The 11,343-nt window shown below is 35.3% G+C and carries 9 protein-coding genes; 7 read left to right on the top strand and 2 right to left on the bottom strand.

Annotated features, from left to right (window positions below; genetic code table 11):
* Window positions 1-82: 82 nt before the first annotated feature.
* On the bottom strand, window positions 83-1,546 hold the full coding sequence (locus B9N71_RS09785) for an aminoacyl-histidine dipeptidase (protein WP_085165796.1): 1,464 nt from the start codon (window positions 1,544-1,546) through the stop codon (window positions 83-85).
* A 146-nt stretch (window positions 1,547-1,692) separates the two neighbouring features.
* Here B9N71_RS09785 and gpt point away from each other — a divergent pair, with 146 nt between their 5' ends.
* The 4 genes from gpt to proA all read left to right on the top strand — a co-directional run bounded on the left by gpt (window position 1,693) and on the right by proA (window position 6,069).
* Window positions 1,693-2,229 (top strand): xanthine phosphoribosyltransferase, encoded by a 537-nt coding sequence (gene gpt, locus B9N71_RS09780; protein WP_081296839.1) that lies wholly within the window; start codon window positions 1,693-1,695, stop codon window positions 2,227-2,229.
* A gap of 23 nt (window positions 2,230-2,252) precedes the next feature.
* A complete protein-coding gene (locus B9N71_RS09775; protein ID WP_085165795.1) occupies window positions 2,253-3,509 on the top strand; it encodes an alpha/beta hydrolase in 1,257 nt (418 codons plus the stop codon).
* Between the two features lie 22 nt (window positions 3,510-3,531).
* Window positions 3,532-4,641: a glutamate 5-kinase gene (proB, locus tag B9N71_RS09770; RefSeq protein WP_085165794.1), complete on the top strand. Its 1,110-nt coding sequence runs from the start codon at window positions 3,532-3,534 to the stop codon at window positions 4,639-4,641.
* 174 nt (window positions 4,642-4,815) lie between these two features.
* Window positions 4,816-6,069: a glutamate-5-semialdehyde dehydrogenase gene (gene proA, locus B9N71_RS09765; protein WP_085165793.1), complete on the top strand. Its 1,254-nt coding sequence runs from the start codon at window positions 4,816-4,818 to the stop codon at window positions 6,067-6,069.
* A gap of 59 nt (window positions 6,070-6,128) precedes the next feature.
* Here proA and trhP read toward each other — a convergent pair whose 3' ends face one another.
* Window positions 6,129-7,472: a prephenate-dependent tRNA uridine(34) hydroxylase TrhP gene (gene trhP / locus B9N71_RS09760; protein WP_085165792.1), complete on the bottom strand. Its 1,344-nt coding sequence runs from the start codon at window positions 7,470-7,472 to the stop codon at window positions 6,129-6,131.
* A 519-nt stretch (window positions 7,473-7,991) separates the two neighbouring features.
* On the opposite strand from trhP, the gene argC reads away from it, so the two are divergent.
* The 3 genes from argC (at window position 7,992) to B9N71_RS09745 (ending at window position 11,209) form a co-directional block, all read left to right on the top strand.
* Window positions 7,992-9,002 carry an N-acetyl-gamma-glutamyl-phosphate reductase gene (argC, locus tag B9N71_RS09755; protein WP_085165791.1) on the top strand — a complete coding sequence of 337 codons (1,011 nt, stop codon included), beginning with the start codon at window positions 7,992-7,994 and terminating at the stop codon, window positions 9,000-9,002.
* Between the two features lie 78 nt (window positions 9,003-9,080).
* The gene (gene argB / locus B9N71_RS09750; RefSeq protein ID WP_065606314.1) at window positions 9,081-9,860 is read left to right on the top strand and encodes an acetylglutamate kinase; all 780 of its coding nucleotides are present in this window, start codon (window positions 9,081-9,083) and stop codon (window positions 9,858-9,860) included.
* 104 nt (window positions 9,861-9,964) lie between these two features.
* On the top strand, window positions 9,965-11,209 hold the full coding sequence (locus tag B9N71_RS09745; RefSeq protein ID WP_065560029.1) for an argininosuccinate synthase: 1,245 nt from the start codon (window positions 9,965-9,967) through the stop codon (window positions 11,207-11,209).
* The last annotated feature ends 134 nt before the right edge of the window (window positions 11,210-11,343 follow it).

Here is an 11,343-nt window from a genome sequence, read left to right as displayed (position 1 = left end):
ATATTTTGGCGAGGATCAAATATAAACACGAGTAATCTGTTCGAAATGCCTGCCGATAAAGATCGGCAGGTGAAGTGTTGGATTATTTTAATAAAGTTGCTGATTTTAATATCGCTATCAATAATTCCCAATAACGATAAACACTTTGAATGTTAACTTTTTCATCTGGTGAATGTGGCGAAACAATCGTTGGTCCAATTGATATCATATCCAGATTTGGGTAACTTTGTTTAAATAAACCACATTCAAGCCCTGCATGAATCACCATTATTTTGGCTTTCTGAGAAAAAATTTCGTGATATTTATCTTTAGCAAGCTTTAAAAGCTGTGAATCTAAATTAGGTTCCCAACCTGAATAACCGCCACTTATTTCATAATTAGCATCCACTAATTGGCTAAGTGATGTCAATGTTGATACAACCGCATCTTTAGCACTATCGACTTGAGAACGAATAAGAAAATGGACATTCAGTTGATTGTCCTCAATACTAACAATACCTAAATTGAGCGATGTTTCAACCACACCATGAAGTTGATCGCTCATTCTAACTACACCATTAGGCGCTGAATTTAGCCAGCTTATGATTTTATTTTGATGCTCTGTAGTTAATACGCGTTTTACTTTGTTTGATTCAACTTTCGATAACGTTATTTCGATAGCAGGCTCTACATGACCTAACTCACTGTGTAAAATTGTTTGATACTGTTTAACAATGGCTTCTAATTTTGGCAGATCTTGTTTATTTAGTGTAATTTCAACAAAGGCTTCTCTTGGGATCGCATTACGTAGTGAACCACCTTTTATATCAGCTAATCTAAACGAGATATCTTGTGCATATTGCGCTAAAAAGCGAGCCATCAATTTAATTGCATTTCCACGACCAAGATGAATATCACAACCTGAATGCCCCCCTTTTAATCCTTTAAGTGAAATGTTCATATAACAATCATGCTTTTCTGGCATTACTGCATAAGTAACAGCAAAGGTTGTAGTAAAGTCAACGCCGCCAGCACAACCTGTAAATATTTCGCCTTCATCTTCAGAATCAGTATTAATTAGATAGTGACTTTTTAGCCAATTAGGTTGTAAACCAAAGGCTCCGTGCATACCAGTTTCTTCTGATACTGTTATCAATACTTCAATTGGTCCATGTTCAACAGCAGGATCAATTAAAACAGCTAATGCAGATGCTAACCCCACGCCATTATCAGCACCTAATGTCGTTCCTTTGGCTTTTACCCATTCGCCATCAACATAAGCTTGAATTGGGTCAGTTAAAAAGTCGTGACTAGTACCTTCATTTTTTTGTGGTACCATATCCATATGAGCCTGTAACGCAATTGACGGGCACTCTTCCATACCTTTGGTAGCAGGTTTACTTAACAAAATATTACCTACTTTATCAAGTTTGCAATCAATACCATGAGTTTTAGCAAAATCGACGATATATTTAGTTATCATTTGTTCATGGTGAGATGGGTGCGGAATTTTACAGATATCATTAAAAATCTGCCAAACAAATTTAGGCGTTAAGGTAGAAAGCATAATATAACCTCAATATTAAGTATGTAATAAATTAATGAGTGGTTTTTTTTATTGAATCACATTATAATAAGGTGCAATTTTACATCTATTTTTAGTTCATTAATATTTATTTATTCATACAATCGATTAAAATTGCAGGTTACTCAATGTCAACAGATCAAATTTTATTAACAGAAGAAGAAATCCAAGCCAAAAAACAACATAAAGCAGAACTTATTGCTGAAAAGAAAAAATTCAATGTTACTTGGGAAATGTTGCAATCCTATGGGCGCCAACTTTCTGAACGCTTATTACCTGCAAATCAATGGAAAGGTATTATTGCCGTTAGTCGTGGTGGATTAGTTCCAGCGGCAATTTTAGCGCGCGAATTAAGTATTCGTTATGTCGATACCGTTTGTATTTCAAGTTATGATCATGATCATCAACGTGAAAAACTAATATTAAAACAAGCTAATGGCGATGGTGAAGGTTTTATTGTTGTTGATGATTTAGTTGACACTGGTAACACTGCTCATACAATTCGCGAAATGTACCCTAAAGCTCACTTCGTAACTATTTTTGCAAAACCTGCTGGTAAACCACTTGTTGATGATTATGTTGTCGATATTGCACAAGATACTTGGATTGAACAGCCATGGGATACCGGTGTTATGTTTGTTAAACCTATTAGCGATCATAAATAATTGATAAGGAAGTTAAGGTTGTTATGGCAACTACCGAAAATCTAACTGAACAGATATTTAAACCACAATTTGATTATCCTGAAACTTCAACACTTATCAATCGCATTGATAATAGTAATGGTAGTAACATTAGCGCCTTAGATGGGGAAGTTGACTCCAGATGGTATCGAATTATTAATCCTATTTTGTGGCATTGGCGTGGATTACCCAAATTAGAGGCTGAAGCGGTTTTATCAAAAATTGCCGCTTCAACTCGACGCCACACAAATGATACCTGGCTAGACACTGTTGCTGGTTATCAATCTGGCAACTGGGTCTATGAATTTTTAAATCAAGCAGCAGTATGGCAAGCTAAAGCTGAATCAATTGATGAAGCAAATCTTATAGATGAAAATAAAAATAATTTACACAATTATTATCTTATAGCCAGCATATATGCAAGTATTGCTAGTTATCCTCATTTTAAAAATGACCAACTAGCAATGTATGCCCAAACATGCGCTTATCAGTATTATGCAAAAGCTCTTCAATTTTCGCCATTTTTGATAAAAGAACTGGAATTTAAAATCGATAATCGTAGTGTCAAAACAATTTTACATTTACCAAAATGCGAAGGGACTTGTCCTGTTGTGTTGATTTGTAACGCGTTAGGCAATTTGCAGATCGATTATTATCGTTATTTTAGTGAATTTTTAGCGCCGCATGGATTTGCCATGCTAACTGTTGATCTACCAACTGTTGGTTATAGCCGTAACTTTGCTTTATCACAAAATAGTAGCCAAATTCATCAAGCTATATTAGAGCAATTGTCTTCTGTTCCATGGATAGATGATCATCGGATTATTGTTGCTGGATTTAGGTTTGGTTCACATATTGCCACACGTTTAGCTTATTTGATGCCAAATAAAATAAAAGGCGTATTTAACTTTACTCCGTTTATTCATCAAATCTTTGTTGATAAAGATCTGCAAAAAAATCTACCGAATAGTTATAAAGATATGTTAGCTAGCCGTTTGGGATTGCCTTCAATATCCAACCAACAATTGGCAGCAGAATTAAATTATTTTTCACTAAAAAATCAAGGACTTTTAACTCATGCTTGTCATGTGCCTGTTATGAATATCATCTTTGAGGATGATAAGTTAAGTGATCTTTGTGAAGCAAAATTAATTCATTCAATCAAACAAAATAAAGTAATAACTGTACCTAAAACACAGTTACAAAAAAGTTTGCATCAGGCGTTAACACAATCAGTAAATTGGATGAAGTCTGTTATATAACCTGAAAAAATAAGAATATGCTATGACTATTAAAAAACAACAAACCGTGGTTGTTAAATTAGGTACCAGTGTACTAACAGGTGGAACAAAACAACTTGATCGAGCACAAATAGTTGAGTTAATAAGACAATGCGCAAGTCTACATCAAGATGGACATAAAATTATCATTGTTACATCTGGTGCAATTGCAGCTGGACGCGAATATCTTAACTTCCCTACCCTACCTAATACTGTTGCTTCAAAGCAATTACTTGCTTCTGTTGGACAAAGTAAGCTTATTCAACTTTGGGAACAGCTATTTTCTATCTATAAGATCTATATTGGTCAAATGTTACTTACCCGTGCAGACCTTGAAGATCGTGAAAGATTTTTAAATGCCCAAGACGTTTTAAAAGCAATGTTAGATAATCATATCGTTCCAATCATCAATGAAAATGATGCTGTTGCAACCGCAGAAATTAAAGTTGGCGATAATGATAATTTATCAGCACTAGCTGCCATTTTAGCCGAAGCAGATAAGTTGATTTTATTAACCGATATTGAAGGTCTTTATACAGCCGATCCAAGAGCTGATAAAAATGCCAAGTTAATTCATGAAATTGATCATATTGACGATAATTTGCGAAGTATCGCCGGTGATAGTGTTTCAGGGCTTGGCACGGGTGGTATGAGCACAAAATTACAAGCAGCTGAAGTAGCTGGAAGTGCAGGTATAGAAGTTATTATCGCTGCAGGAAATAAACCAAATGTTATTATTGATATTGTCAATAATAAACCGATTGGAACACATTTTTCACCACAAAAAACACCATTAGAACATCGTAAACACTGGTTGTTTGGTGCACCAAAAGCAGGAAAAGTGTTATTAGATGATGGTGCTGTTAATGCGATTTTAAATAATGGTAGTTCGCTATTACCTAAAGGAATTATCAGCGTAGAGAAAGATTTTTCTCGCGGTGAAGTTATTGATATTTGCGACAAATTTGGCAAACGCATTGCGCGAGGTGTCAGTCGTTATAACAGTGATGCTTTAAGGCAAATTGCTGGGCATCATTCTCAAGAAATTAGTCAAATTATTGGCTATGAATATGGTCATGTTGCTGTTCATCGTGATGATATGATAATAAAATAAATAATAAACAAGGAAGGAAAATCATGGGATTAGCTATTGGAGGTATAATTGCTAATTGGTTAGCAGTAGATAGATTTAAATTATATGACTGATGATGATAAGCAATCATTATTAAAAGAAAGAAATAAATAATATAAAACAACTAAATAGTAATATAAAATAGTGGTGATAACAATGTTACAGCAAATGGGTAAAACTGCTAAACTTGCTTCATATCAACTAGCACAATGTCCTACCGCAATGAAAAACAACACGTTGATGGTTATTGCTGATTTATTAGAACAGCATAGCGCAAGTATACTCATTGCAAATGAAAAGGACATCCAAGCGGCAAAAAAACAAAATTTAAACGAAGCCATTTTAGATCGTCTACTCTTAACACCCAAACGATTATCATCTATTGCCAATGATGTCCGTAAAATCATTTCATTAACTGATCCTATTGGTCAAATCATTGATGGTTCTACTTTAGAAAACGGCTTAAAGTTACACCGTCACAGAGTACCACTTGGCGTTATTGGTGCGATTTACGAGGCTCGACCAAATGTAACAATTGATATTACAGCTCTTTGTTTAAAAACAGGCAATGCCGCAATACTTCGCGGGGGTAAAGAAACAATCAATACTAATATGGCCACAATTTCTGTTATTCAAAAAGCGTTAAAACAAGTTGGTTTACCCCAGACAGCTGTTCAATGTATTAATAATCCTGATCGTAAATATATTCATGAGTTACTTAAACTCGATAAGTATATCGATATGATTATCCCCCGAGGTGGTGCATCTTTACATAAATTATGCCGTGAACATTCAACAATACCCGTCATTACAGGTGGTATTGGAGTCTGTCACATTTTTGTTGATGAAAGTGCTGATGTTGATAATGCTCTACCAATTATTGTCAATGCCAAAACTCAGCGTCCAAGCACTTGTAATACGCTTGAAACGTTACTAGTCCACCGAAATATTGCGGAGCAGTTTTTACCAAAACTTTGTCAGGTCATGGCAGATAATAACGTCGTATTACATACTGACCAAAACTGTTATGAAATATTAAAAACAGGTAATGCAACTATCCTACCAGTAAAAAATGAAGAATTACGGCAAGAATGGTTATCAAAAGATTTAAACGTGATCATTGTTGATTCACTTGAATTGGCTGTAGAGCATATCCGCGAGTATGGTACGGGGCATTCGGAATCCATTCTCACGCGTAACTTGCTTAATGCAGAACAGTTCGTAAATCAGGTTGATGCAGCTGCAGTTTATGTCAATGCATCAACACGTTTTACTGATGGTGGGCAATTTGGATTAGGTGCAGAAGTAGCAGTTAGTACACAAAAACTACATGCACGCGGACCAATGGGACTCGAAGCTTTAACTACCTATAAATGGATAGGTTATGGAGACAATTTAATTCGTCAATAATAAAATTCTGTTTAATATAACTGTTCGGACATCCCGAACAGTTTTTATGCTTAACCAAACTAATCAAAATTACGCATTAATAATGCATAATTTAAATCGATTTCTTCAGGAATCGGAATATAAACAATATGACCATCACCTAAACCAGCAGAAACAGGTTGTCCTTTTTTGTTTTCCATTCGCTCAATCGTGAAAGTTTTATTACCTTTCGGCGTCATCATTTCAACGCTATCCCCAACAGAGAATTTATTTTTTACGATAACTTCAGCCAATCCATTTAATCGCTCACCACTAAACTCACCAACAAATTGTTGCCTTTCCGAAACTGAATGGCTATGTTCGTAGTTTTGCATTTCTTCATGCTTATGGCGACGTAAAAATCCTTCCGTATACCCTCGATGAGCAAGTGCATTAAGCTCTTGTAACAAGCGAGGATCAAAAGGTTTACCTTCACTCGCCGCATCAATAGCTTGGCGATACACTTGTGCTGTTCTTGCACAATAATAAAAAGATTTAGTTCTTCCTTCAATCTTGAGCGAATGTACACCAATTTTTGTTAAATCATCTACTAGTTCCACTGCTCTTAAATCCTTTGAGTTCATAATATATGTACCATGCTCATCTTCGTAAGCTTGCATATATTCACCTGGGCGACCTGATTCTTCAAGCATAAATACTTTACTAGTAGTTTGACCAATTCCTAATGTTGGTTCAACTTGTTTTACCGAGATCGGTTCACATTTATGTACAATTTGCCCCACTTCGTCTTCTTTACCCTCAGCAACTTTATATTTCCAACGGCAAGCATTAGTACATGTCCCTTGATTTGAATCACGCTTATTAATATAGCCCGAAAGCAAGCAGCGCCCAGAATATGCCATACACAATGCCCCATGGATAAACACTTCTAACTCCATTTCAGGAACTTTTTCACGGATTTCAGCAATTTCATCAAGTGATAATTCACGCGATAAGACGACTCGAGTTAATCCCATTTGATGCCAAAATTTTACTGTTGCCCAGTTAACAGCATTCGATTGTACAGATAAGTGAATTTCCATATCAGGAAAATGTTCGCGAACTAACATGATTAAACCTGGATCTGACATGATAAAGGCATCAGGTTTCATATTTACAATGGGTTCTAAATCACGAATAAAAGTTTTTAACTTCGAGTTATGCGGTGCTATATTCACAACTACATAAAACTTCTTACCTTGAGCATGTGCTTCGTTAATACCAATTGCTAGATTTTCATGATTAAATTCATTATTACGAACTCGTAAACTATATCGCGGTTGGCCGGCATAAACAGCATCTGCACCATATGCGAAAGCATAACGCATATTTTTTAAAGAACCGGCAGGAGAAAGTAATTCTGGTTTTGCATATAAATTTGTCATTAAAAATGCCTCTGATTTCAGGTCAGTATTACTTATAAGTAATAGATTAAGCAAAATAGGATGGGCATTTTACGCTTTAGCCTATCTGTTGGCAAATTTATTATATTGTCAAGATACACAGCAGAAAAACTATGCTTATAAACAAAGGCTATTTTGTTAAATGTTGTGATTAATTTCACATCAAACTGTGATTATGCCTAATTTTTTTAAATTTTACATTACTATTTTTTTTAGTCAAAACCACATAGCATAGCATCTACGTCAACAATAAAATTGTTGAAAATATAAATTGCAGTATGTAAATAAACTAAGATGTAGTAAAACACCGGGTTGTTTACACTTCATGGTTAAAATCATCCTGTCAATTTTCTGTGAGGATCAGAATATTTGGGTGTCTGCAAAAAATATTTGAAATTAAATTCACAAAAAGTGAATAAAAATTCATTTTGTACTTGTAATAGCCTTATAAATAACCTACTATATGCACATTATTGCATAAAAAATAGATAAGGGTAGGGTATGTTAAAAGCAATTATTGTTGGTGCAAGTGGTTATGCGGGGGCAAAATTAGCTTATTATTTACACAAGCATCCGCATATACAACTTATTGCTTTAACCGTGTCTGAAAACAGCCAAGACGGTGGTAAGCTTATTTCTGATTATGATTTACACCCTCAGTTAAAAGGTGTTGTTGACTTACCACTTATTGCCACTGCAGATTATTCTGCCTATATCAATGATCTTGATATAGTTTTTTTAGCTACTGAACATGCAGTCAGCCACAATATAGCTCCTTATTTTTTAGAACATGGTTGTACAGTTTTTGATTTGTCGGGTGCGTTTAGAGTTAACTCTGCTTCTTTTTATACCGATTATTATGGTTTTATCCATCAGCACCCAAAATGGTTAGATAAAGCAGTTTATGGCTTAGCAGAATGGAATAGTGAACAAATCAAACAGGCACAACTGATTGCTGTACCAGGATGTTATCCTACAGCATCACAATTACCATTAAAACCATTAATCGAGGAGGGGCTATTAGATAATTCACAATGGCCTGTTATTAATGCTGTGAGTGGGGTGAGTGGAGCAGGGCGAAAACCTTCGCATAATAATATATTTTGTGAAGTAAGTTTACATGCCTATGGACTTTTTACTCATCGGCACCAACCCGAAATTGCAACACATTTAGGTCAAGAAGTGATCTTTACACCTCATTTAGGCAGTTTTAAACAAGGTATCCACGCCACAATTACTTGCCGAGTAAATGAAGGTGTTACATCACAAGATATCCTCAAAGCTCTAAATAAATATTACAAAAATAAGCCTTTGATTAGAATTTATCAAAAAGATTGGCCAGCATTAAAATCTGTCATTGGTTTGCCTTATTGTGATATTGGATTTGTATTAAAAGATCGTCATTTAATATTAATTTCTGTTGAAGATAACTTATTAAAAGGCGCAGCAGCACAAGCTGTGCAGTGCATGAACATTCGATATAATTTTGATGAAACCACGTCATTATTATAAAAATGAGTGAATTATTTCAAAAGCACTGTACAAAATTTTTAATGAATTAAAAATAGGTTAAATTAATAGGAAACTAAAATGAAACCATTAATTATAAAACTTGGAGGCGTATTGCTCGACAATAAAGATGCCTTAAGTAAATTATTTGACGTTATTAGTGAGTACAAAAAAAATTTTCAACGATCATTAATTATTGTTCATGGTGGTGGTACGGTAGTTGATTCATTAATGGATAGACTTTCTTTACCCGTAGTACGTCGCAATGGATTACGGGTAACTCCTGCTGATCAAATTGACGTTATTGTTGGTAGCCTTGCTGGCAGTGCCAATACTACTTTATTGTCAGAAGCAAAAAAACAGCAAATAGCAAGTGTAGGACTCTGTTTAGCTGATGGTAATAGTGTAGAAGTTAAACAAATTTCAGAAGATTTAGGTTATGTTGGTGAAGCAAAAGCTGGCGATCCTACATTAATCAATCTACTTATTAATTCGGGATACCTTCCCATTATTAGCTCGATTGGTATTACTCAAGCGGGACAAATGATGAATGTTAATGCCGATCACGCAGCGGTAGCACTAGCTAAGACCTTAAATGCTGATTTAATATTATTGTCTGATGTAGTTGGCGTACTTGACGAAAACAAACAACGCATTGAATCATTAACTCAATCACAAGCGGAGCAACTGATTGCTAAAGGTGTTATTACAGACGGTATGGTTGTTAAAGTGAATTCAGCTTTCGAAGCCGCCAAGGCCTTAGGACGACCAATTGATATTGCTAGTTGGAAAGAATCCCACCAACTCATCGAATTATTTAATGGGCAATCAGGCACTACAGGCACAAGAATCATTGCTTAGATATTGAGCAGCTATTATATTAAGCTAGTTATCTATATCTAACGATTAATAAAAAAATATTTTTAACTCATTTTTATCGTCAGTTAATTTAGAAAGGGTATAACATGGAAAAAAGTGGAACAAAAAAGGTCGTATTGGCTTATTCAGGTGGTTTGGATACATCAGCAATTATTCCTTGGTTGAAAGAAAATTATGGTGGATGTGAAGTTTATGCCTTTGTTGCTAATGTAGGTCAAGATCCAAAAGAACTAAAAGATGTAGAAAAAAAGGCTAAAGCATCGGGTGCAGTTGCTTGTAAGGTTGTTGATTTAAGAGAAGAATTTGTTAAAGATTACGTATATCCAGTCTTAAAAACAGGAGCCTTATACGAAGGAACTTATTATCTTGGTACCTCCATGGCTCGTCCAATTATTGCAAAAGCGCAAGTTGAATATGCGTTAGAAGTCGGGGCTGATACACTCTGTCACGGAGCGACTGGTAAAGGCAATGACCAAGTGCGTTTTGAAACAACCTATACTGCACTTGCACCACAACTTAAAGTGATTGCTCCTTGGCGTGAATGGGATCTGCGTTCACGCGAAGCATTAATTGATTATTTAAAAGTTCGTAAAATTCCAACAACTGCAACCGTTGAAAAAATTTACAGCCGTGACGAAAACGCATGGCATATCTCCACTGAAGGTGGTGTGTTAGAAAGCACATGGAACCAAGCTAATACAGATTGCTGGGCTTGGACTGTTTCGCCTGAAGATGCTCCAAACCAACCAGAATTAGTAACCATTGGTATTGAAAAAGGCGAAGTGGTTTCAGTAAATGGGAAAAAATTATCACCATATAACTGTGTTGCAACATTAAATAAAATTGGTGCAAAACATGGTGTTGGTCGAGTTGATATCATTGAAAATCGCTTAGTCGGTATCAAATCGCGTGGTTGTTATGAAACGCCTGGCGGCACAATAATGATGACAGCATTACGTGGTTTAGAACAATTAATATTAGACCGCGACAGCTTTAAATGGCGTGAACAACTAGGTATTGAAATGGCTTATGTTGTTTATGATGGGCGCTGGTTTGCACCATATCGTCGATCAATTCAAGCCGCGGCTGAAGTTTTGGCACAAGACATGACGGGTGAAGTAGTGGTTAAACTTTATAAAGGTAATGCAACTGCCGTGCAAAAGAAATCACCAAATAGCCTATATAATGAAGAATTTGCTACATTTGGTGAAGATGAAGTTTATGATCATAGCCATGCAGGAGGATTTATTCGTCTATTCTCATTATCATCACGTATACGTGCTTTAAATGAGGAACAGCAAAAACAAACTGCCAAAAAAGCGAAAAAGTAAACGCCAATTTGCAAATAAAATAGCGATAATAATAAATATATACAGGCAATGTCCTGTATATATTATTTTTATTCTTGATTAAATTTAATTTTATTATAAAAATAAATATATAAAACGAAAATTGAAATTGTACA

Source organism: Gilliamella bombi (genome assembly GCF_900103255.1).
In the GTDB taxonomy this organism is placed as follows: domain Bacteria; phylum Pseudomonadota; class Gammaproteobacteria; order Enterobacterales; family Orbaceae; genus Gilliamella; species Gilliamella bombi.
The sequence above is the reverse complement of the archived record's forward strand: the minus strand, read 5'-3'. Positions and strand labels throughout refer to the sequence as shown.

What these genes read in the sequence shown, in the direction of transcription:
- B9N71_RS09785 (WP_085165796.1), bottom strand. Translation starts at nt 1,546, where the DNA reads ATGCTTTCTACCTTAACGCCTAAATTTGTTTGGCAGATTTTTAATGAT.
- gpt (WP_081296839.1), top strand. Translation starts at nt 1,693, where the DNA reads ATGTCAACAGATCAAATTTTATTAACAGAAGAAGAAATCCAAGCCAAA.
- B9N71_RS09775 (WP_085165795.1), top strand. Translation starts at nt 2,253, where the DNA reads ATGGCAACTACCGAAAATCTAACTGAACAGATATTTAAACCACAATTT.
- proB (WP_085165794.1), top strand. Translation starts at nt 3,532, where the DNA reads ATGACTATTAAAAAACAACAAACCGTGGTTGTTAAATTAGGTACCAGT.
- proA (WP_085165793.1), top strand. Translation starts at nt 4,816, where the DNA reads ATGTTACAGCAAATGGGTAAAACTGCTAAACTTGCTTCATATCAACTA.
- trhP (WP_085165792.1), bottom strand. Translation starts at nt 7,472, where the DNA reads ATGACAAATTTATATGCAAAACCAGAATTACTTTCTCCTGCCGGTTCT.
- argC (WP_085165791.1), top strand. Translation starts at nt 7,992, where the DNA reads ATGTTAAAAGCAATTATTGTTGGTGCAAGTGGTTATGCGGGGGCAAAA.
- argB (WP_065606314.1), top strand. Translation starts at nt 9,081, where the DNA reads ATGAAACCATTAATTATAAAACTTGGAGGCGTATTGCTCGACAATAAA.
- B9N71_RS09745 (WP_065560029.1), top strand. Translation starts at nt 9,965, where the DNA reads ATGGAAAAAAGTGGAACAAAAAAGGTCGTATTGGCTTATTCAGGTGGT.